This window comes from Amorphus sp. MBR-141, from assembly GCF_053628695.1.
On the sequence record NZ_JBRJGW010000019.1, the window covers coordinates 87,687 to 109,963 of the forward strand.

18 protein-coding genes and 1 pseudogene are annotated in these 22,277 nt (G+C 68.1%); 8 read left to right on the plus strand and 11 right to left on the minus strand.

The features are described 5' to 3' along the window. Positions 1-8 precede the first annotated feature (8 nt). The 5 genes from kdpA (at position 9) to ACSSVZ_RS21785 (ending at position 7,841) form a co-directional block, all read left to right on the plus strand. On the plus strand, positions 9-1,715 hold the full coding sequence (gene kdpA / locus ACSSVZ_RS21765; RefSeq protein ID WP_453972866.1) for a potassium-transporting ATPase subunit KdpA: 1,707 nt from the start codon (positions 9-11) through the stop codon (positions 1,713-1,715). Between the two features lie 74 nt (positions 1,716-1,789). Beyond that, positions 1,790-3,826: a potassium-transporting ATPase subunit KdpB gene (gene kdpB / locus ACSSVZ_RS21770; RefSeq protein WP_453972867.1), complete on the plus strand. Its 2,037-nt coding sequence runs from the start codon at positions 1,790-1,792 to the stop codon at positions 3,824-3,826. Between the two features lie 10 nt (positions 3,827-3,836). Next, positions 3,837-4,433, plus strand: a complete 597-nt coding sequence (kdpC, locus tag ACSSVZ_RS21775) for a potassium-transporting ATPase subunit KdpC (RefSeq protein WP_453972868.1) — start codon at positions 3,837-3,839, stop codon at positions 4,431-4,433. A 10-nt stretch (positions 4,434-4,443) separates the two neighbouring features. Next, the gene (locus tag ACSSVZ_RS21780) at positions 4,444-7,140 is read left to right on the plus strand and encodes an ATP-binding protein (protein ID WP_453972869.1); all 2,697 of its coding nucleotides are present in this window, start codon (positions 4,444-4,446) and stop codon (positions 7,138-7,140) included. Positions 7,141-7,145: 5 nt separating this feature from the next. Beyond that, a complete protein-coding gene (locus ACSSVZ_RS21785; RefSeq protein ID WP_453972903.1) occupies positions 7,146-7,841 on the plus strand; it encodes a response regulator in 696 nt (231 codons plus the stop codon). 125 nt (positions 7,842-7,966) lie between these two features. Here ACSSVZ_RS21785 and ACSSVZ_RS21790 read toward each other — a convergent pair whose 3' ends face one another. The 6 genes and pseudogenes from ACSSVZ_RS21790 to ACSSVZ_RS21815 form a co-directional block, all read right to left on the minus strand. Then, positions 7,967-8,725, minus strand: coding sequence for an SDR family NAD(P)-dependent oxidoreductase (locus tag ACSSVZ_RS21790; RefSeq protein ID WP_453972870.1), 759 nt, complete (start codon positions 8,723-8,725; stop codon positions 7,967-7,969). Positions 8,726-8,801: 76 nt separating this feature from the next. Beyond that, positions 8,802-9,515 carry an ABC transporter ATP-binding protein gene (locus ACSSVZ_RS21795; RefSeq protein WP_453972871.1) on the minus strand — a complete coding sequence of 238 codons (714 nt, stop codon included), beginning with the start codon at positions 9,513-9,515 and terminating at the stop codon, positions 8,802-8,804. Continuing rightward, positions 9,508-10,302, minus strand: coding sequence for an ABC transporter ATP-binding protein (locus tag ACSSVZ_RS21800; protein ID WP_453972872.1), 795 nt, complete (start codon positions 10,300-10,302; stop codon positions 9,508-9,510). The genes ACSSVZ_RS21795 and ACSSVZ_RS21800 overlap by 8 nt, the downstream gene beginning before the upstream one ends. After that, the gene (locus tag ACSSVZ_RS21805) at positions 10,299-11,360 is read right to left on the minus strand and encodes a branched-chain amino acid ABC transporter permease (RefSeq protein ID WP_453972904.1); all 1,062 of its coding nucleotides are present in this window, start codon (positions 11,358-11,360) and stop codon (positions 10,299-10,301) included. Before ACSSVZ_RS21805 ends, ACSSVZ_RS21800 begins: the two co-directional genes overlap by 4 nt. Further along, positions 11,334-12,191 (minus strand): annotated as a pseudogene (locus tag ACSSVZ_RS21810) (branched-chain amino acid ABC transporter permease); the annotation flags it as partial. The pseudogene ACSSVZ_RS21810 and the gene ACSSVZ_RS21805, both read right to left, overlap by 27 nt. 132 nt (positions 12,192-12,323) lie before the next feature. Then, on the minus strand, positions 12,324-13,481 hold the full coding sequence (locus tag ACSSVZ_RS21815) for an ABC transporter substrate-binding protein (protein ID WP_453972873.1): 1,158 nt from the start codon (positions 13,479-13,481) through the stop codon (positions 12,324-12,326). 185 nt (positions 13,482-13,666) lie between these two features. Between ACSSVZ_RS21815 and ACSSVZ_RS21820 the strand changes: the two genes are divergently transcribed. Further along, entirely contained in the window at positions 13,667-15,112 is a 1,446-nt protein-coding gene (locus ACSSVZ_RS21820) for an NAD-dependent succinate-semialdehyde dehydrogenase (RefSeq protein WP_453972874.1), read from the plus strand. A 270-nt stretch (positions 15,113-15,382) separates the two neighbouring features. On the opposite strand, the gene ACSSVZ_RS21825 is transcribed toward ACSSVZ_RS21820, so the two are convergent. Further along, positions 15,383-15,688 carry a hypothetical protein gene (locus ACSSVZ_RS21825; protein ID WP_453972875.1) on the minus strand — a complete coding sequence of 102 codons (306 nt, stop codon included), beginning with the start codon at positions 15,686-15,688 and terminating at the stop codon, positions 15,383-15,385. A gap of 153 nt (positions 15,689-15,841) precedes the next feature. Here ACSSVZ_RS21825 and ACSSVZ_RS21830 point away from each other — a divergent pair, with 153 nt between their 5' ends. Together ACSSVZ_RS21830 and ACSSVZ_RS21835 are read left to right on the plus strand one after the other, a co-directional pair. Beyond that, positions 15,842-16,597, plus strand: coding sequence for an alpha/beta fold hydrolase (locus tag ACSSVZ_RS21830; protein ID WP_453972876.1), 756 nt, complete (start codon positions 15,842-15,844; stop codon positions 16,595-16,597). Between the two features lie 185 nt (positions 16,598-16,782). Further along, a complete protein-coding gene (locus ACSSVZ_RS21835; protein ID WP_453972877.1) occupies positions 16,783-17,268 on the plus strand; it encodes a YkgB family protein in 486 nt (161 codons plus the stop codon). 187 nt (positions 17,269-17,455) lie between these two features. Here the strand turns inward: ACSSVZ_RS21835 and ACSSVZ_RS21840 are convergent, their stop codons facing one another. The 4 genes from ACSSVZ_RS21840 to ACSSVZ_RS21855 all read right to left on the minus strand — a co-directional run bounded on the left by ACSSVZ_RS21840 (position 17,456) and on the right by ACSSVZ_RS21855 (position 22,247). Further along, positions 17,456-18,217, minus strand: coding sequence for a creatininase family protein (locus tag ACSSVZ_RS21840; protein WP_453972878.1), 762 nt, complete (start codon positions 18,215-18,217; stop codon positions 17,456-17,458). Positions 18,218-18,759: 542 nt separating this feature from the next. Next, positions 18,760-19,269 (minus strand): cytochrome P460 family protein, encoded by a 510-nt coding sequence (locus tag ACSSVZ_RS21845; protein WP_453972879.1) that lies wholly within the window; start codon positions 19,267-19,269, stop codon positions 18,760-18,762. A gap of 13 nt (positions 19,270-19,282) precedes the next feature. Continuing rightward, the gene (locus tag ACSSVZ_RS21850) at positions 19,283-20,338 is read right to left on the minus strand and encodes an alpha/beta fold hydrolase (RefSeq protein ID WP_453972880.1); all 1,056 of its coding nucleotides are present in this window, start codon (positions 20,336-20,338) and stop codon (positions 19,283-19,285) included. A gap of 313 nt (positions 20,339-20,651) precedes the next feature. Then, complete coding sequence (locus ACSSVZ_RS21855) at positions 20,652-22,247, minus strand: ABC-F family ATP-binding cassette domain-containing protein (RefSeq protein WP_453972881.1); 1,596 nt, start codon at positions 22,245-22,247, stop codon at positions 20,652-20,654. Positions 22,248-22,277 lie beyond the last annotated feature (30 nt).

The window sequence follows — 22,277 nt, forward strand, 5'->3', positions numbered from 1 at the left end:
AACGGGCCATGTCGGCGGATATCCTCCAGTTCATCCTCTACTGCGCCCTCGTGACGGCGCTCGCCTGGCCCCTCGGCCTCTACATGGCGCGCCTGTTCATGGACGAGCGCACCATCCTGACGCCGGTGCTCGCCCCGGTGGAGCGCGGCCTCTATCGGGCAGCCGGGGTCGATGCGCAGGCGGGACAGCACTGGTCGCGCTATGCGCTCGCCTGCCTCGCCTTCAATCTGGCGGGCTGGCTCGTGCTCTACGCGATCCTCAGGCTGCAGGGCGTCCTGCCGTTCAACCCGCAGGGCCTGCCCGGGCTGTCGCCCGACCTCGCCTTCAACACCGCCGTCAGCTTCATGACCAATACGAACTGGCAGGCCTATGGTGGCGAGACGACGATGTCGTACTTCAGCCAGATGGCGGGGCTGACGACTCAGAACTTCGTCTCCGCCGCCACCGGCATCGCCGTCGGCGCCGCCGTCATCCGCGGCTTCTGCGGCCGCGAACTCAAGCACCTCGGCAACTTCTGGGTCGACCTGACCCGCACCGTTCTCTACCTGCTGCTGCCGCTGTCGATCCTCGGCGGGCTCTTCCTCGTCTGGCAGGGCGTGCCGCAGAACCTGCTGAGCTACGTCACCGCGACGACGGTGGAGGGCGCGCACCAGACGATCGCCCAGGGGCCGGCCGCCTCGCAGATCATCATCAAGCAGCTGGGCACCAACGGCGGCGGCTTCTTCAACGCGAATTCCGCCGTTCCCTACGAGAATCCGACGCCCATCTCGAACCTGTTCGAGATGGTGCTGATCCTGCTGATCCCCGCCGCCTTCTGCTTCATGTTCGGCCGCATGGCGAAGGACATGCGCCAGGGCGTCGCGATCTTCGCGGCGATGGGCGTGATCTTCCTGGGCGCGCTCACCCTGACCTACGGCTCGGAGATCAGCGGCAACGCGCTCTTCGATACCCTCCCGATCGACCAGACGGCCGGCAACATGGAGGGCAAGGAGGTCCGCTTCGGCACCGGCAACTCTGCCCTCTGGGCCACGGCGACGACGGCCGCCTCGAACGGCTCCGTCAACGCCATGCACGACAGCTTCACGCCGCTCGGGGCGCTGATGCCGATGCTGATGATGCAGGTCGGCGAGGTCGTGTTCGGCGGCGTCGGCTCGGGCTTCTACGGCATACTCGCCTTCGTCGTGCTCACGGTGTTCCTCGCCGGGCTGATGGTCGGGCGGACGCCCGAATATCTCGGCAAGAAGATCGAGGCGAAGGAGGTCAAGCTCGCCGTCATCGCCTTCCTGGTGATGCCGATCGGAGTGCTGATCTTCGGCGCGCTGGTGGTCCTGATCCCGACGGCTCTCGCCTCGATCCAGGACGCCGGGCCGCACGGCCTGTCGGAGATCCTCTACGCCTACTCCTCGGCGACCGGCAACAACGGCTCCGCCTTCGCCGGCTTCGGCGCTGGCGTGCCCTACCACAACACGATGCAGGGCATTGCGATGCTGCTCGGCCGCTTCGTCTTCATCGTGCCGATGCTCGCCGTGGCCGGCGCGCTGGCCGCCAAGAAGACGGTGCCCACCTCGGCCGGCACCTTCCCGACGCACACGCCGCTGTTCGTGACGCTGCTGGTCGCGGTCGTCCTCATCCTCGGCGGCCTGACCTTCTTCCCGGCGCTGGCGCTGGGGCCGATCGCCGAGCACGTCGCGATGCTGTCGGGGGAGGTGTTCTGATGCCGCGCATCCCCACCGCATCGCTACCCGCCCCGGCCGCTCCCAGTGGTTCCCCTTCCGGCAGAGCCAAATCCATGCAGAAGAAACCAGACATCTCGCTTTTCGACATGCGGGTGACCGGACCGGCCCTCAAGGCGGCGTTCGTCAAGCTCGATCCCCGCAGCCTGATGCGCAATCCGGTGATCTTCGTCACCGAGGTCGTCGCCGTCCTGTCGACCGTGCTCTTCGTCCGCGACGCGGTCGCGGGATCGGAGACCGTCGCAGTGGTCGGACAGATCGCCGCCTGGCTCTGGTTCACGGTCTACTTCGCAACCTTCGCCGAAGCGATGGCGGAGGGCCGCGGCAAGGCCCGCGCCGACACCCTGCGGGCAACGCAGACCGAGACGCCGGCGAAGAAGCTCGCATCGCTCGGCGCAAGCGTGCCGGAGACCGTGTCGAGCCGGGCGCTCAAGCCGGGCGACATCGTGCTGGTGGAGGTGGGCGATATCGTTCCCGCCGACGGCGAGATCGTCGAGGGCGTCGCCTCGGTCGACGAATCCGCCATCACCGGCGAGTCCGCGCCGGTGATCCGCGAGGCCGGCGGCGACCGCTCGGCGGTCACGGGAGGGACGCGGATCGTCTCGGACTGGCTGAAGGTGAAGATCACCTCCAGGCCGGGAGAAAGCTTCCTCGACCGCATGATCGCGCTCGTCGAAGGCGCCGAGCGCCAGCGCACGCCGAACGAGATCGCCCTGTCGATCCTGCTTGCCGGCATGACGATCATCTTCCTGATCGTGACGGTCACCCTCGAGCCGTTCCTCATCTATTCGGGGGCCGCGGTGCCCGTCGTCTTCCTCGTCGCGCTGCTCGTGACGCTGATCCCGACGACGATCGGCGGCCTGCTCTCCGCCATCGGCATCGCCGGCATGGACCGGCTGGTGAAGGCGAACGTGATCGCCAAGTCCGGCCGCGCCGTGGAGGCCGCGGGCGACGTCGACACGCTGCTCCTCGACAAGACCGGCACCATCACCTTCGGCAACCGCATGGCGGATGCCTTCGAGCCGCTTCCGGGCGTCGCCCGCGAGGCGCTGATGGAATGCGCCTTCCTCGCCTCGCTTGCCGACGAGACGCCGGAGGGCAAGTCGATCGTCGACCTTGCCCGCAGGACGCTCGGGCGCGACATCGACGGCCGGGACGGTGTCGCCGAGACCATCCCCTTCACCGCCCAGACCCGCATCTCCGGCGCGGACCTTAAGGACGGGTCCGCCGTGCGCAAGGGCGCGGCGGATGCGATCGCCAGATGGTGCGAGACCGGCGCGAACCCCGACCTGACGCAGATCGTCGAGCAGATCGCCCGGTCTGGCGGCACCCCGCTCGTCGTCGCCCGGGACAGGAAGCCGCTCGGCGTCGTGCATCTGAAGGACATCATCAAGCCCGACATCCGCGAGCGCTTCGCCGAACTGCGGCGGATGGGCGTGCGCACCGTGATGATCACCGGCGACAACCCGCTGACCGCCGCGGCCATCGCCGCCGAGGCAGGGGTCGACGACTTCCTCGCCGAGGCGACGCCGGAGAAGAAGCTGGATCTGATCCGCGAGGAGCAGGCCCAGGGCAAGCTCGTCGCCATGTGCGGCGACGGCTCCAACGACGCCCCTGCCCTCGCCCAGGCCGATGTGGGCGTCGCCATGAACTCCGGCACGCCGGCGGCCAAGGAGGCCGCCAACCTGATCGACCTCGACAGCGACCCGACGAAGCTCATCGAGATCATCCTGGTCGGCAAGCAGCTGCTGATCAGCCGCGGCTCGCTGACCACGTTCTCGCTCGCCAACGACGTCGCCAAGTATTTCGCGATCCTGCCGGCGATCTTCGTGACCGCCTATCCCGGGCTCCAGGCACTGAACGTCATGGATCTCCAGAGCCCCGCCAGCGCCATCCTGTCGGCAGTGATCTTCAACGCGCTGGTGATCATCGCGCTGATCCCGCTCGCCCTGCGCGGGGTGAAGTACACCCCCGCCACGGCGGCGAGCCTCCTGCGCCGCAACCTCCTCGTCTACGGGCTCGGCGGGCTGATCGTGCCCTTCGTCGGCATCAAGCTGATCGACATCGTCATCAACTCCCTTTCAATCGTGTGAGGCAGGTCCCATGATCTCGCAACTCCGCCCCGCCCTCGTCATGATAGGCCTCATGACTCTCCTTCTGGGGGTCGGCTACCCTCTCGCCATGACCGGGCTCGCGCAGGCGATCTTCCCGCACCAGGCGAATGGCAGCCTGATCGTTCGCGAGGACGGCACCATCATCGGGACGCCGCTCATCGCCCAGGACTTCGAGGGCGCGGCCTACTTCCACCCGCGCCCGTCCGCGGCGAACTACGACGCGGCGGCCACGACCGGCAGCAATCTGGGCCCGACCAGCGCCGCTTTGCTGGAGCGGGTCGCCGGTGACGCCCGGCGCCTGAGCCAGGCCGCCCAGGGCGCCGCCGTCCCGGTCGATCTGGTGACGACCTCGGGCAGCGGGCTCGATCCCCACGTCTCGCCCGCGAGCGCCTACTTTCAGGCGCCGCGCGTGGCCGAGGCGCGCGGCCTGCCGGTCCGCGAGGTCCGCGCCCTCGTCCGGACCCATGTCGAAGGCCGGGCGCTCGGCCTGTTCGGCGAGCCCCGGGTGAACGTGCTTGAACTGAACCTTGGCCTCGACAAGATGTCGCCGCCAGCCGACGGCGCCGGCGAAGCGGGCACGAACTGATCGGGACGCGATGAGCGACACGGACAGCCGACCCGAACCCGAAGCCCTGCTGGCGGAAGCCGCCAAGGAGGGCAAGGGCCGTCTCAAGATCTTTCTCGGCGCCGCCCCCGGCGTCGGGAAGACCTATTCCATGCTCGAGGCTGCCCACGAACGCCGCGCCGGCGGCGTCGACGTCGTCGTGGGCATCGTCGAGACGCATGGACGGGCGGAGACCGAGCGGCTTCTTGCCAACCTGGAAATCATCCCGCGCCAGCGGATCGTCTATCGCGGACACTACCTGCCCGAGATGGATCTCGACGCCATCCTCGAGCGCCGCCCCCGGCTGGTGCTCGTCGACGAACTCGCCCACACCAATGTGCCCGAGAGCCGGCACGCGAAGCGCTGGCAGGATGTGGAGGAGCTGCTCGCCGCCGGCATCGACGTCTACACGACGCTCAACATCCAGCACCTGGAAAGCCTGAACGATGTCGTCGCCCGGATTTCGGGCGTGCGGGTGCGCGAGACGGTGCCGGACGGGGTCATCGAGATCGCCGACGAGATCGAGCTGATCGACCTGCCGCCGGAAGAGCTGATCGACCGGCTGCGGCAGGGCAAGGTCTACGTCCAGGACCAGATCGCCCGGGCCATCCAGAACTTCTTCTCCAAGGGCAACCTGACGGCGCTGCGCGAGCTCGCCATGCGCGTCGCCGCAGACCGCGTCGACGCGCAGATGACGGCGCACATGCGCACCCACGCCATAGCCGGGCCATGGCCGGCGCAGGACCGCATCCTCGTCTGCATCAACGAATCCCCCGTGGCGAAGGCGCTGGTGCGCGCCGCAAAGCGCACCGCCGACCGGGCGCGCGTGCCGTGGATCGTCGTCCATGTGCAAACCCCGGCGAGCGAGACCCTTCCCGAAGCGGCCAAGGATCGCATCGTCGAGACCCTGAAGCTGGCGGAAAGCCTCGGCTCCGAAGTCGTCACGCTCAACGCCGAATCCAACCTTGCCGCCGAGATCCTCTCCTACGCCCGCTCCCGCAACGTCAGCCGCATCCTCGTCGGCCGCCCGCGCCCCCGCCGCTTCGGCGCCTGGCTGTTTCGCGAGAGCGTCGGCGAGAGAATCGTCTCGTCCGGCACCGACTTCGAGGTGACGCTCGTCTCGGCCGACGCGGAGGAAGCGCGCAGAGCGGCCATCCGGCCGCCGCGCTTCACCCCCGAACGGGATCCGAAGGCCTACGGCTTCGCGCTGGCTGCCGTGGCGATCGCGAGCGCGATCGGCATCGCCTTCCACCGCCTGCTGCCGGTCGAAAGCCTGTCGCTGCTGTTCCTGATCGCCGTGCTGATCGTGGCGACGCGACGCGGGCTGTGGCCGTCGATCGTTGCGAGCATCCTGAGCTTCCTCGCCTACAACTTCTTTCTGACCGAGCCCTACTACACGCTGCACGTCTACAGCGAGTACGTCGTCCGCACGCTCGTCCTGTTCCTCATCATCGCCGTCGCCACCGGCAACCTGGCCGCCCGCCTGAGGGCGCAGGTGCAGGCCCAGCAGACGATCGCCCGGCGCACGGCGAACCTCTTCGAGTTCAGCCGCAAGATCGCCCGGGCGGCCTCCCTCGACGACGTCGTCTGGGCGGCCGTCCATCATGTCGCCTCGACGCTGAACTGCGCCTCCCTGGTGCTCGGCCCGCGCGAAGGTCGCAGCCTGGAGATCCTCGGCGGCTATCCGCCGGAGGACACGCTCGACGTCAAGGACCGGGGCGCGGCGGAATGGGCATGGGACCACGGCGAGCCGGCCGGCTGGGGGTCGGCGACCCTTCCGGCCGCGTCCTGGCTGTTCCTGCCGCTTGCCACCGCCCAGGGAAACCAGGGGCTGCTGGGCGTGAAGTTTCCGAAGGCGCAGCCGATGGGACCGGAGGAACGGCGCCTGCTGGAAGCGCTCGTCGACCAGGTCGCGCTCGCCATCGAGCGCACGCGCCTGGTCGCCGACATGGAAGAGACGCGCGTGCTGTCGGAGACCGAACGCCTGCGCGCGGCGCTCCTCTCCTCGGTCAGCCACGATCTCAGGACACCGCTCGTCTCGATCATCGGCGCCGCCACGAGCCTTCTCGATTCCGACACCGCGCTCGGCCCCGACGGGCGCAAGGCTATGGCGGAGACGATCCGCGACGAGGGCGAGCGCCTGAACCGCTACGTCCAGAACCTGCTGGACATGACCCGTCTCGGCTACGGCGCCCTCAAGATCGCCCGGGACGTGGTCGATCTCCGCGAGACCGTCGGCCGCGCGGTGCGCCAGCTCCGCTCGGCGTTCCAGTCGCACCCGATCGCGTTCGACCTTCCGCGCGATCTGCCGCCGGTCCTGGGAGACCCGGTGCTGCTCGAGCAGGTGGTTGCCAACATCCTCGACAACGCAGCCAAATACGCACCGCCGGGGACCGCGATCCGCATCGAGGCGGTGGCGTCGACGACCGAGGTCGTGCTGTCGATCGTCGACGAGGGACCGGGCATTCCGCCGGCCGACCGCGGCAAGGTGTTCGACATGTTCTACCGCGTGCGGGCGGGCGACGGACAGCGCGCCGGGACCGGCCTCGGACTGGCCATCTGCAAGGGCATCGTCGAGGCCCATGGCGGACGGATCGTGGTGTCGGAAGGATCGAACGGACGCGGCACGCGCATCAGCGTCGGCCTGCCGGTCGCGCACGACGCCAGCGTGGAGGCGAAGCAGGAATGACCGAGGTGAGCCAGGGCCGCATCCTGATCGTCGACGACGAGCCGCAGATCCGGAAGTTCCTCCGCGTCGCGCTCGAGGCCCACGGCTTCGCCGTCGTGGAGGCCGAGGCGGGCCAGGCGGGCGTCAACAAGGCGGCGTTGGAGAAGCCGGACCTCGTGGTGCTCGATCTCGGCCTGCCGGACATGGACGGCAAGGCGGTCATCGCCCGCATCCGCGAATGGTCGCCGGTGCCGATCCTGATCCTGTCGGTCCGCCAGGACGAGACGGAAAAGGTCGCCGCCCTCGACGCCGGCGCCAACGACTACGTGGTGAAGCCCTTCGGGATCTCGGAGTTCCTGGCCCGGGTCCGCGTCCTCTTGAGGAACAGCGGCAAGCCCGGCGAGACCCAGGCCGAGATCGTCTCGGGTGACCTCAGGATCGACGTGGCGAAGCACACGGTCACGCTGGCCGGCGAACCGGTGCGCCTCACCCGCAAGGAGTTCGAGCTTCTGCTGCACCTCGCCCGGCATGGCGGCCGGATCGTCACCCACCGGCAGCTCCTGCACGACGTCTGGGGCCCTGCCCATCAGCAGGACCTGCAGTATCTCAGGGTCTTCGTCGGCCGGGTGCGCCAGAAGCTCGGGGACGACCCCGCCGCCCCGCGCTTCATCCTGAACGAGCCCGGCGTGGGCTACCGGTTCCTGCCGGAGGGGGAGCGCTGACGCCCGGCGGACAGCGCTGAGCGCCCGGAACCGTGTCAAAGGAACCCTCCGAACCTGGCTGCGCTCACAGCGCAAACCGCAGATCGCGCAACCAACCGTCCTGGCCAGAGAGTGACGCGTCGCGGCTATCGGAACACGATTCCACCGTCGACCGTGAGCGTCTGGCCGGTCATGAAGTCGCTCTCCGGAGAGGCAAGGAACAGCATCGTGCCGACGAGATCGTCCGGCACCATGTCACGCTGGATGCTGCGCGCGGCGCGCTGGGCCTGGATGGTGGCGCCGATCCGGTTGCTGTTCGCCACCACCTTCTCGCTCATCGTCAGGCCCGGAGCGATGGCATTGACGCAGATCTCCGTTCCCGACAGCTCCCGGGCGAGGCAGCGCGTGAAGGCCTCGACCGCCCCCTTGGACGCGACGTAGTGGGTGAGGTCCGGAACGCCGGTGGTCACGGTGGTGGAGGAGATGGTGATGACCTTGCCCTTGCCGGTCTTCATCATCTCCGAAATGGCCGCCTTGCAGCAGAAGAACGTGCCGCGCGCGTTCACCGCCATCACCTGGTCCCAGTCTTCCTGCTCCAGGTCGAGAAGCCGGGCGCGCCGGATCGCCGTGTAGATCCCCGCGTTCGCCACGAGGATATCGACGCCGCCGAAGGAGTCGACGGTGCGCGCGACGAGGTTCTGGCACGCCTCCCAGTCGGAGACGTCGGCAGGCGTGCTTGCCGCCTCGCCGCCGGCCGCGTTGATCTCCTGGGCGACGGCGGCCGGATCGTTCAGGTCCGAGAGCATCACCTTCGCGCCCGCGGCCGCCAGCGCGCGCGCATAGAACACCCCGATCCCCTGCCCTGCACCCGTTACGATCGCAACCTTGCCGTCGAGCCTGCTCATGTCGAAATGTCCTGCCTCTGCTGTTACCAGACGTGTCGGTTCCGCCTCGGCGCCGGACAGGTCCGGCGCGGCGACCTCAGTGCACGCCAACCCCGAGATATCGATCGACCAGCGCCGCATCGCGCTTCAGCGCGTCCGCCGATCCCTGCCACGCGACCGAGCCGCGCTCCATCACCACGACGGACTGAACGAACTCGAGCGCGCGCGCGAGCTGCTGCTCGATCAGGACCGTGGTGATCTCGCCGTTGCCGGTCATCGCGCCCAGCGCGGCCAGCAGCTCATCGCAGATGACGGGAGCCAGTCCTTCCAGCGGCTCGTCGAGCAGCAGCACCCTCGGCCGCCCCAGCAGCGTGCGGGCGATTGACAGCATCTGCTGCTCGCCACCCGACAGGGTCGTCGACATGGCGGTGCGGCGCTCGGCGAGCCGCGGAAACAGCTCGTAGGATTCCGCGACGTCCCCGCGCGGGCGGTTGCGCAGACCGGCCCGCAGATTTTCTTCCACCGTCAGCGACATGAACATGTCCCGGGTCTGCGGCACGTAGCCGAGACCCGCCTCCACCCGATCGGTGGTCTTCAGGCGCGTCACGTCGTGCCCAAGTACCGCGACGCGCCCGCTTCGATAGGTGGTCAGCCCCATGATGGAGCCGAACAGCGTCGATTTTCCCATGCCGTTGCGGCCCAGGATGGCGACCCGCGCGCCGGCCGGCACCGACAGCGAGACATCGTTGATGATCTGGAGGCGGCCGTAGCCGGCGCACAGAGTGTCGACCTGCAACGCGACGTCAGACATTGGCCGGCCGCCCCTGGTCGTCGCCCGAACGAGGCTGCCCGGCAAAGCTGCCGAGATAGACCTCCCGAACCTCCGCATCCTCGACCACGTCGGCCGGGGTGCCGCGATAGATGATGGAGCCGGCGGCGAGCACCACGACGGAGCGCGCGAACCGGAAGGCGAGCTCCAGGTCGTGCTCGATCATCAGCACCGCCATGTCGGCCGGCAGGGCCTCGAGAACCGACAGGATCCTCGGCATCTCCTGACGCGAGACGCCCGCCGCCGGCTCGTCGAGGAGCAGCACCCGGGAGCGCATCGCAAAGGACAGGGCGATTTCCAGGAGCCGGTGCTGGCCGTACGCGGCGCGGCCGACCTTCATCTCCGCGATGTCCGAGAGACCGAACTGATCCAGGATCTCCCGCGCCTCCTCCTCCACCGCCGGATAGGCCTGCGCGGAGCGAAGGATCCCGTGCGACCGCCCCTCCCGCTGGAGCAGCGCCAGGCGCAGATGGTCGATCGTGGTCATGTCCAGGAACAGCCGGCTGATCTGGAACGAGCGGATCAGGCCGCGCCGGGCGCGTTCCGCGGTGGGCATGGCGGTGACGTCGACGCCCTCGAGCAGGATCCGCCCGCGATCGGGGCGCAGCCGCCCGGTCAGAAGATTGACGAACGTGGTCTTGCCGGCGCCGTTCGGACCGATGAGCGCGATCCGGTCCCCGGCGTGGATGTCCATCGAGATGTCGCGGCTGACGGCCAGACCGCCGAAGGCCTTGCTCAGGGCCTCGACGCGCAGGAGCGGCGTGGTCATCGGTCCGCCCCCTGCTTCGCGGGCTGCTCCGGTCGGCGCCTCCCCAGCCGGTCGTAGAGCGCGATGGCAATGCCCTGCAGCCCGGTCGGCAGCGCGAACACCATCACGATCAGGAGGCCACCGATCGCGATCAGCCAGTGGAACGGGTTCAGAACGGCGATGCTGTGCTCGGCGAAGAGGTAGAGCACGGTGCCGGCGACCGCGCCGAACAGCGTCCCCGCGCCACCGACGATCAGCATCACGAACACCTCGGCCGAACGCGTGAAGGTCAGGCTGTCGAGGCCGACGACGCTGGTGTTGATGGCCACGAGGGCACCGCCGATGCCGGCGACGGCCCCGGAAACGGCGAACATGGAAACGAGGCTTCCCCTGACCGATCCCCCCATCGACTCCACCCGGACCTGGTCGCCCTTGATCGCCCGGCACAGGAGGCCGAACGGCGCGTTGACCAGGGTCACGAGCAGCACCAGCACGATCGCCAGCACCGCCAGCGACAGGTAGAAGCCGGTGTGCCCGCGGAAATCGAACGCGAAGACGCCGAAGAGCGGCCCGGCGGAGACTCCGGCGAGGCCGTCGCTGCCGCCGGTCAGCCAGGTCAGCTTGTTGGCGGCGGTGTTCACCAGCTCGACGATGGCCACCGTCAGCACGAGCTGGGCCAGTCCCGAGGCCCGGACCACGATCGCGCCGAACAGCACCCCGGACAGCGCGCCAAACGCGGCCCCTCCGGCCATCATGGCCACTGGATCGGTGATGCCGAGACGGACCGCCAGGATCCCCGCCGCATAGGCCCCGACCCCGTAGAACGTCGCCTGGCCCAGCGTGGCGATGCCGCAGAAACCGACCACCAGGTCCAGCGAAATGGCGAGCAGGCTCAGCGAGATGATGCGGCTGAAGAACCCGGCGTAGGTCGGGAACTGGTTGTGGGCGATCAGCGCGATCACCACGATCGCCGCCACCAGGATGTAGCCGGTGCGGCGCGACGGGGCGCTGATGTCGGTGGCAGGCGTCGGCACGTGCGCGTGCGGCGTCTTCCGGCCGAGAAGGCCGTGCGGGAACACCAGAACGCAGAGGATCACCGCCGCGTAGAACAGGATGTCTCCGTATCCCGGCAGCAGGTATTTGCCTGCGGTCTGGACGAAGGACAGGAAGAGCGTGGCGAGCAGGGCGCCGCCGATGGAGCCCGCCCCGCCGAGCGAGACCACCACCAGCAGGATCACCATGTAGCGCAGGGCGTAGTGGGGCTCGATCGGCATCAGCTCGGCGCCGAAGATGCCGCCCAGCGCACCCAGAGCGACCGAAAGCGCGAACGTGAGCGAGTAGATGCGCTCCGTCCGGATCCCGAGCGACATCGCCATGGCGGAGTTGTCGACGCTCGCCCGCAGCCGCACGCCGAAGCTGGTTCGTTCGATGAGGAACCACAGGCCGAAGGCGACGGCGAGCCCGAGCGGCACGACGAACAGGCGGTGCGCCGGCATGTGACGGAAGCCGAGGTCGACCGGACCGCTCAGGAACTCCGGCAGGGGAATGATCTTGATCGTCGGGCCGAAAATCAGATTGGCGACGCCGATCATGCAGAAGGCGAGGCCGATCGTGATGAGAACCTGCGCCAGGGGATCGCCCTTGCCGTAGATCGGCCGGAACAGGAAGATCTCGATCGGGATGGCGACGATGACGGTCGCAACGATCGCCAGCAGGAGGGCCGGCCAGAAGGGCACGCCCAGCGACACGATCGCATAGGACGCGATGAAGCCGCCGATCATGGCAAAGCCGCCATGGGCGAGGTTCACCAGCTTCATCAGCCCCAGGGTGATGGAAAGTCCGATGGCCATCGTGAACAGCACCATCGTGTAGGCGATGGTGTCGACGAGGATGCTGATGACCGTTGCCATGCGATGCCGTTGATCCGGAGAGTGTGTCGCGGTTCATCGCCGTCGGCCCAACGGGCAGAGGCGGGGACGCCTTCTATGCAGCAGCGGGGGCGGGAGGATCGTCCACCCGCCCCCGACCGGTCCTGATGCTGCTCAGGGAGCGACGTTCTCGTAGGTCTGGATCTCCTTGTTGATCAGCAGACCGTCGTCGGCGCGCTCGACCCGGCGGATCGAGATGTTCTGGATGATCTGGCGCGTATCGGCGTCGATGTGCACCGGGCCGCGCGGGCTCTCCCACGCGAAACCCTTGACCGCGGTCATGGCGGCCTCGGGGTCGCGCTTGCCGTCGGTCGCGGCGATCATCTCGTAGAGGACATGCATGCCGTCAAAGGCCATGACCGTCGCCGGATTGACCGTCGCGCCCGGATTCACCTCGGCGAACTTCGCGAGGAATTCCCGGTTCGTGTCGGAATCGTGGGCGGCGGAGTACATGTAGCTCGTCTCCATGCCGATCGCCCCGTCGCCGAGCTGCTGCAGGTCGGATTCCTGCGTCTCGGCCAGGCCGAAGAACCGGATGCCGTCCTCCTTCAGCCCGTTTTCGTTGTAGGCCTTGACGAAGCCGTAGGTGGCCGGACCAACCGGCAGGAACACGAACAGCGCGTCCGGCTCCAGCAACCGGATCTTCTGCACGAAGGGGCCGAAGTCGGTCGTCGACATCGGGATGCGGATCTTCTCGACGATCTCGCCCTCGGCGCCGTAGGCCTCCTCGAACGCCTTCTCCGCGTCGTGGCCGGGGCTGTAGTCGGCGACCGCCGTGACGATGCGCTTCAGTCCGTTCTCCGCAACGTACTTTGCCAGCGGGACGGTGATCTGCGGCAGCGTGTTGGAGGTCCGGGTGAAGTAGTCGGACTTGCCGACGATGGTCGGGCCTGCGGCGTTGAAGATGACGGTGGGGACCTTGGCCTGCTGCACGATGTTCGCCACCGCGAGCGCGTTCGGCGTCGTGACGAACCCGCCGAGGTACTGAACATCCTCGTTGATGATCAGCTCCTGGGCCAGGGAGAGCGCCTTCTGGGGATCGACCCCGGGCAGGTCGCGGTAGATCAGCTCGACTTCGTTGCCCCCGATCTCGGTGCCGTGCATGGCGACCCAGGTGTCGATTCCCTGCTGAAACGGAACGCCCCAGGAGCCGGAAAGCGGTCCGGACAAGGGGGCGATGATGCCGATCTTGACGGTATCGGCCGACGCGGCGAACGACATCAGGCCAACGGAAACGGCAGTCGCCGCTGCAAGCATATTTCTACGGACCATAGGGGCTCCCTCCCTTGAGATATTATTTTTCGGGACGGTAGCGTCTGGATTTCACATGGTCAAACAGTATTATATATCATACAATTATGTGCGGGGATGGCATCGGGTGGCAGGATCGCCTTCCGCCTCACCTCAGCAGGTCAAGATTGGCCTAAAGCATTGTAAAACTGGGAGAAAAAATCTCGATGGCCGACCCGCAGGCGTATGGTGACCTTGAGCTCTATGTCGATGGCGAATGGATTGGGGCCGATGGCGGCCCCGGCGAGGACGTCATCAATCCTGCGACCGAGATGGTGCTGGCAAGGCTCCCGCATGCGGATGAAGCGCTTCTCGACCGCGCGGCCGACGCCGCCGCGCGCGCCTTCCCGGGCTGGCGCGACAGGACCGCACTGCAGCGGTCCGATATCCTGCGGCGCGCGGCCGCCCTCCTTCGGGATCGGGCAGACCGCATCGCCGCCCGCATGGTCATGGATCAGGGCAAGCCGCTTGCCCAGGCGCACCAGGAGGTGCAGGCCTCAGCGCTCATCATGGAATGGTCCGCGGAGGAAGGCCGGCGCACCTATGGCCGGATCATCCCCGCCTCGATTCCCGGCATTCAGTGGAGCGTGGTGAAGGAACCGGTCGGGCCGGTCGCCGCCTTCACGCCGTGGAACTTCCCGGGGATCATCCCGGCACGCAAGATCGCCTCCGCCCTTGCGGTGGGCTGCACCATGGTCATCAAGCCGGCGGAGGAAACGCCCTCGACCGTCCTGGAGATCGCGCGGGCGCTGGCCGACGCCGGCCTTCCGAACGGCGTCCTCAACGTCGTCCACGGCGTGCCGTCGATGGTCTCGGAACGACTGATCGCCCATCCCGCAATCCGGAAGATCTCGTTCACCGGCTCGACCGCGGTCGGCCAGCATCTGGCCCGCCTGGCAGCGGATGCCGGCGTGAAGCGCTGCACCATGGAGCTGGGCGGCCATGCCCCGGTCATCGTCTGCGCGGACGCGGACGTCGATCTCGCGGTCCGGATGATGTCGGCGACGAAGTACCGCAACGCGGGACAGGTCTGCATCTCGCCGACCCGCTTCTTCGTCGAGGAGCCCGTCTATGACCGCTTCGTCGATGGCCTCGCGGAAGCCGCCAAGGGCGTGCAGGTCGGCGACGGGTTCGATCCCGAGGTCCAGATGGGGCCTCTCGCCCACGCCAGGCGGGTCCCGTTCGTCGAAACCCTCGTGGCGGATGCCGTCGAGCATGGCGCATCGCTGAAGGCTGGCGGAATGCGGATCGGCAACCAGGGCTATTTCTATGCGCCGACGGTGCTTGCCGGCGTGCCGGAAACGGCGCGGATCATGAACGAGGAGCCGTTCGGACCCGTCGCGACCGTCACGGCCTTCGGCTCGCTCGATGATGCGATTGGCCAGGCCAACCGGCTGCCCTACGGCCTCGCCGCCTATGCCTACACGCGCTCGACGGCCACCGCCGCCCGGCTATCGCGCGAGGTCGAAACGGGGATGCTCGGCATCAACAACAGCTTCGTGAACATGCCCGAAACCCCCTTCGGCGGCGTCAAGCAGAGCGGCTACGGCAGCGAAGGCGGCATCGAAGGCATGGAGCCCTATTTGGTCACAAAGACGATCAGCCTGAGCTGAGCGGCTGTACTGCCGTTCACGGATCAGCGCGGCCTTAACGAGCGCCCTCACCAACGCGTCGCGCATCTGCACGGCGCGGGCGGCCCCGCCCCCGCGGAGCCGCGCTGTCTTGAGAAGGGAGATTGCCGCCAGGGCCACACCGGCCCCTGGCGGCATCACTACACGGCCGCGGCGATCACGGCCTCCATCGATCCCGCCACCCCTCGATGATCCGGCGATTGCCCAGATTCCGCAGCACGCGATCCTGCAGCGCGCCAACACGACGCTGCGCTATCCCGTCCCGTTCGCCGATCCGAAGACGGGCAAGACCGAGACCCGCGACTGATCCCGGACGCCCCCTTCGGGCAGGAATACCGAGAGGGAGGCGAGCGCTCCTACCGCTTCTCGCAGGTCTTGAGCGTGCGTTTCTTCAGAAACGTCGCAGACAGCAGCGCTGAATCCGCGATCGGGACGATGGTCGCCGTCGTCGTGGATGACGAGCGCCGGCAGGTCGATGCCTTTCAGGTCCTGGGCAAAACCCGTCTCGGAGAACGCCTTGATGCCGTCGGGGCGAGCGAAACCATCGCAAGCGCTCATGCAGGCTAACCGTCGATAACGGGCTTGCTCCACGCCGCCCCACTATCCTTGGGGTCGGTGTCACAGACCCTGCCCGCCAGCGGTTCTGGACCCTTCATATCCCCCGGATCCGGGCCGGAACGGCCCGGCGTCATCGCTGAAAGGAAGTCCAAGATGAAGAAGCTGTTGTCCGGCCTGGCGCTGGCCGCGCTCGTGTCCGCAAGCTCCGTCGCCTGCGCCCAGACCAACGAACCGACCGTCGTCCTGGTGCACGGGGCGTTCGCCGACGGGTCGAGCTGGTCCAAGGTGATCCCGCTCCTGCGCGCGAAGGGCCTTGACGTGGTCGCCGTGCAGAACCCGCTTTCGTCACTGGAAGCTGACGTCGACGCCACGCGCAGAGCCATCGATCAGGTCGACGGACCCGTCGTGCTGGTCGGCCACAGCTGGGCTGGCGTGGTCATCACCGAAGCCGGCGCCAACCCCAGGGTCAAGTCGCTCGTTTACGTGGCGGCCTTCGCTCCGGACTCCGGCCAGTCCATCGCCAGCATGACCGCCGATCTGCCGCCGGCCCCCTATGCGCCGTTTCTGCGAAAGGACGAGGGCGGCTACCTGACGCTGTCGGAGGAAGGGGTGCGCAAGAACTTCGCTCAGGACCTCCCGGCGTCGGAGGCCGAACTCATCGCGATCACCCAGGGCCCCTGGAACGCCGACTGCATCAACGCGAAGGTGACGCACGCGGCCTGGCGCGAGAAGCGCGTCCACACGGTGATCACCCAGGATGATCGCATGATCCCGCCCGCGCTGCAGGAGCAGATGGCGCGCGCGGCCCATGCGAAGGTCGTCAGGGTTCCATCCAGCCACGTCGTCATGCTGAGCCACCCCGAAGTCGTCGCGGACGCGATCGTCGCCTCCGTCAATGAACTCCATTGAACCACTCAGCCTGAAGCGGACCGAGCGTTTGGCGCTTCCGTAACCTGAACTGGAGCAAGGACATGACTGCAGATGACTGGATCAGCGAGACTGCGGACCCGCGACGGGGCGGTCTGCTCTCGATCATCGATGCGGCGGGCGCCGCATCGCGCCGGCCGGAGCGACCATTGCTCAGGGGGCCGGAGATGATCATCGCCGAGCGGAATTCGGGATCCTATGCGGAGCTGGCGCTGCTGCGTAGGGCGCTGGTGATCGTCTTCCTGTGGTTCGGCGGCATGAAGTTCACGGCCTACGAGGCCGCCGGCATCGCCCCGTTCATCCAGCACAGTCCGATCCTGGGTTGGCTTGGCGCGCTGCTCGGCGCGCAGGGTGCAAGCCATGTCGTCGGCGTGCTGGAGTTGTCCACCGCGGCGGCGCTCGTCATAGGCGCCTTCAATCCCATCATCTCGGCGATCGGGGCGGCGATGTCCTGCGTGACCTACCTGATCACCCTGTCATTCTTCCTCAGCACGCCCGGCGTCGCTGAGCCGGCTGCGGGAGGATTTCCGGCCATCTCGGCTCCGGTCGGACAATTCCTGCTGAAGGACCTGGTGCTGTTGGCGGCGTCCGCCGTGCTTCTGATTGCGTCGGTAAGGCGGCCCTCGCGCCGTCCGATCCCGAGCGGCGGGTAAATCGTTCCAGCCACCGTCATGTGCGCAACTCCGGCCCGGCGCCCGTTGAACCGACGGGCGCCGGCCTTGCCTGCCAGGGCCGTTCTCAGGCGGTCGATCGGCATGGTTGATTTTCCAAGACCACCATGCAGCGAGACCGGTCAGCCAGTTGCATCGACCAGTCATCAAGAGCCGCGACGTGGCCGAGTCAGCCAGTGCGCTTGAGTCCGAGGGCCAGATCCGTGAGCGCTTCGGTGACGAGGGCGGTGATCGCTGCGCCGCGCTCGGCGGACGCACGTCCCGGTTCTCCGTCGACCCCGCTGCCGCCGGTCCGGTCGCGCATCGACGCGTAGAGCGTCGCCCGTTCCGCGGTGAGAAGATCCCCTGCCGCCCAGGAGAATGGCGCGGACCTTTCGTCGTGGCGCGGCGCTATGGCGCGCACGGCCTCCGGATACAGATGGAGCATGAGAGATGTCTCCAGGTCGCCCGCATGGGAGTCCCCGCCCGCCTTGCGGGCGAGCAGCGTTCGCAGTTCGGGCGCAATCAGTTTCCACCAGCTTGCAAGCACAATCCGCCGGTCCAGATGCGCCGCTCCGAGTTGCTCGAGAACCACGCCGCCGAGCGCCTGGTTCCCCGCATGGCTGTTGAAGATGACGAGGTTCCGGAACCCGTGTCCGAACACCGACTCGGCGATGTCGATCACGCAGGACTGCAGGGTCGCGTGTCGCAGGCTGAGCGTGCCGGGATAGTCCAGATGGTGTGCCGAAGCGCCCACGGCGAGTTGCGGCAGGATCAGGACATCGGACCCGATCCGCCGATCAAGCTCGCCAAGGAGACGCTCGCCGATCATCGCATCGGTGGCGAGGGGGAGATGCGGGCCGTGCTGTTCGACGGCCGCGATGGACAGGAAGACCGGCGTCGCCCGGGCGACCTCACCGAGTTCCAGGCTTGTCATCTGATCCCATTTCATGATCGGCCTCCTTGTGTGGGGATTGATCGTTCGGGTGCGGCCTCTCGCCGAAGCGGGTTGGCCTTTGCGAGCTCGACCACCACAGGTCCGTCATAGGCGCGGGCCTCGGCGATGACCGTGTCGAGATCGGCGGGATCCTCTATCCGCAGGTCCTTGATGCCGGCGGCCTGCGCGCCGATCGCCTGGGACAGGCGTGTTGGCCATCGACCCCTGCCACAACGAGCCGATCAGCTGGCGTCGCCGGATATGACGAGGTGCAGCGCGGCCGAGACGATCGGCAGGCCGAGATCGGCGGTAAAGACCGTATCGCCGCCGGAGTGTCCGTTCAGGGCGCGCACGAGGGGCTGCGGGAGCGACGGGCCGCCCGGGCGCCCTGTCGCCTGCTGTCCCGATCCGCGCGCGGTTGCACAATGTGCGAGCCTGGCGCGCAGGTGGCCGTCATCGCGTTTCGGGGTGATCCTGGGCAGCAGCGCCGCAAGGCTGTACCTGCCCGTCGCCAACCAGGCCCTGTTGCCACCGCACCCCGGCGACGGTCGGGACGTTCAATGTGCGAAGCGGGTGAAGACGAAATCGTGGTCGTTCACGTTGGCGTCGTGGCAGGCGAAGCAGGTCTCGTGTTGCGCCCGGTCCGCCGGCTTGCCGCCGGTGAAGCGCCCGAAGCCCCAGCCGCCGGAGTCGAGATAGCGCGCGGCGTCCTTGACCATCACCTGCACGGTGGTCGCGGTACCGGGGACCGAGGCCGGCGCGAACTCGGGCGACGGGATTCGCCTCCAAGCGAGCTTGACCAGGATGGCGCCGTCCGGGAACGGGAGCGTCCCGGCGCTGTAGGCCTCGACGGCCGCGGCGTTGCCCACGACCGCGCGGAGTTCGTCGAGCGGCGCGGCCTCCTCGGCGGGCGCGATCAGTTCCCAACGTCGGTAGTCGTCGGGGAGCGTGACGCCGTAGATCGGAGAGGAGGGGTCGACCTCGCCGGCGCCGCCGGCCGCGACGGCGACGGCGAGCAGGGACGACCCGGCGATGGCCGCGAGGGCGGCTGCATGAGAGGGTCGCATGGGTGCGCCTTCCCTACAGCTTGGCGGCGTCGAGGATCGCCCGGACGAAGGCGTCCGGTGCTTCCTGCGGCAGGTTGTGCCCGATCCCGCCGGTGATCTGGCGGTGCTCGTATGGTCCGGTGAACCGCTTGGCGTAGGCAGCCGGCTCGGGGTGAGGCGCGCCGTTGGCATCGCCCTCGAGCGTGATCGTCGGCACGCCGATCGTCGTTGTCGTGGCAAGCCGCTGCTCAAGTGCGTCAAACCGGGGCTCGCCGTCGGCGAGGCCAAGGCGCCAGCGATAGTTGTGAATGACGATATCGACATGGTCGGGGTTGTCGAACGCCGCCGCAGTGCGCGCGAACGTGGCGTCGTCGAATTTCCAGGTCGGCGAGGCGAGGCGCCAGATCAGCTTGGCGAAGTCGTCGGTGTACGTCGCATAGCCCGCGCGGCCGCGTTCTGTGGCGAAGTAGAACTGGTACCACCACTGGTGCTCGGCCTCCGGCTGAAGCGGGGTCGTGGCCGCGTCGCGGTTGCCGATCAGGTAGCCCGAGACCGAGACCATCGCCTTGCAGCGTTCGGGCCAGAGCGTTGCCATGATGTTGGCGGTGCGCGCGCCCCAGTCGAAGCCGCCGACGGTCGCTGAGGGGATCTTCAGCGCGTCCATCAGAGCGATGGCGTCGACTGCCATCGCCGACGGTTGAGCGTTGCGGACCGTATCGGCCGACAGGAAGCGCGTCGTGCCGTAGCCGCGCAGGTAGGGCGCGATCACGCGGCAGCCGGCGGCGGCGAGTTCCGGTACGACGGCCTCAAAGCTGTGGATGTCGTAGGGCCAGCCGTGCAGCAGGAGGACCGCCGGGCCGTCCTGCGGTCCCGCGTCGACATAGCCGACGCTCAGCTCGCCGGCGTCGATCTGCTTCAGGCCGCGGGAGAGGTCGACCGCCTTCGGCATCGGCCGGACCTTCGATGTGCCGTCCGACGCAACTGCGGGGCCTGTGCGGCCGATCACGGACGTGGCGGCCAGCAGGGTGGCGGCGCCGATGAACCGCCGCCGGGAATGGTCGACGGCGGCTTGGGCGCGGTGATGTTCCATCTGGGGTCTGCCTCCGGAATGCGCGCAATGCTCCGCCTGTCGCGGCCGGTCTGCGCGGATTGAACTGGACGACCCGGCCGGGGGGTGCAGAGGAGCTCCGGAACGCGCCGCCATCCGATGAGTAAGCCGGCAGCCTGCGGTTCGCCCGTTAGCCACCGCGAGCCTGCGTGAGCCGTTGCGAGGGCGGGCCGCCACGAGACCTAACGGGAGTGCTTTTGACCAGTCGATCCAGAATGACCGCGTCGCCTGGGTCAGAGCCACCACCGGCAATTTGTTGCTGGTCCCCTGATGTCGGCGCAGACAGCCGCCCGGTTCAGTCCGGGCGGCGCTGATCCGTGAGATCAATCCGTCGCGCGATGCCGATCGCCTCCAGAAAAACCTCGTCGTGGCTCACCACCAGCAGCGCTCCGTCATAGGCGCTCAGCGCCGCCTCCACGGCGGCAATCGAGTCGAGGTCCAGATGGTTGGTGGGCTCGTCCAGGATCAGCAGTTGCGGCGGCGTGGGACCACCCAGCACGCAGGCGAGGCCGGCGCGCAACAGCTCCCCGCCGCTGAGCGTCTCGACGATCCGCAAGGCCGCATCTCCGCGGAACAGGAAGCTTGCGAGGGCGGAACGCGCGGCGTTGTCGGTCGCGAACGGATTGAGGCGCCTGAAGTTGTCGAGCAGGGACGCATCGGGCTGAAGGATGTCGACACGCTGGTCGAGCATCGCGGCAGGTACGGACAGCCGCACCGTGCCCCAAGCGGGCCGCAACCTGCCGACAATCAGGCTCAGCAAAGTCGTCTTGCCCGATCCGTTGGGTCCGGTGACGGCGATCCGGTCGGGGCCGGCCATGGTGAAGGACAGATGGCGTATCGGCATCTGGTCCGGACTATGGCCCGCCGTAACGTCCTCCAGCTCCAGAACCCGGCGGTCCGCGGCCAGCCCGGTCGGTGGCAACGTGATGGAGAGGGCCTGTACGACCTCGATACGCTTGCGCGCGGCCGCCAGCGCTGCACCTGCCTCCTCCACCTTCGTGTCGGCGAGCCGCCGGGCGGATCCGCGGCTCGCCTCGGCGTTCTGCTTCCTGAGCCCTGCGGAAATTCTCGGCATGTCGCCCCTGGCCCCTTTTCGTGCCCCGGCCGACGCGCGCCGGTCGCTACGTTCCGCGGCGAGCCGGGTCCTTTGCTTCGCCTCTGTCACGGCCTTCTCGGCATGGGCGGCGTCCTGCTCGGCCGCAGCAAGCTCGACCGCCTTGCGGTCGCTATAGGCGCTCCAGCCTCCGCCGAAGCGGGTGGCGCCGAGCTTCGTCAGTTCCACGATCGCATCGGCGTTTTCCAGCAGCTCCCGGTCGTGGCTGACGATGACCGCACCGGCGCGCCAGGTCGAGAGCAGCCCGATGACCGCCTCGCGTCCCTCGCGGTCGAGGTTGTTGGTCGGTTCGTCGAGGATCAGGAAATCCGGTTCGTCGAAGAGCGCCGCGGCGAGGCTGGCGCGCGTCCGCTGCCCGCCTGAGAGCGCGGTCAGCGGCGTGGCCGGGCCGGCATTCAGCCCAACGCGCCCCAGCGCACCGGCGATGCGCTCTTCCAGGGTCCAATCGGCCGAGGACAGATCGTCGACGGTGGCTTCGCCCGCTTCGGCCCGCCGCAGCACGGCCAGCGCGTCGCGCGCACCGAACAGATCGGCCACCGTCTCGTTCGCCGAAATCGTGGCCATCTGTCGCATCACGCCGAGGGTGCCTTCGACGGTGAGGCTGCCGGCCGATGGTGTTGCCTCGCCCGCGATGAGCCGCAGCAATGTGGACTTTCCCACGCCGTTGCGACCAACGAGGCCGGCACGCTCGCGGTTGAACACGAGGTCGAGGCCAGCGAAAAGTGTACGATTCTCGGGGGTCGCATAGGCGAGCCCGGACAGGGTGATGGAGGGCATGATCTGCAGTCGATGAGGGGGCGCCGAAGC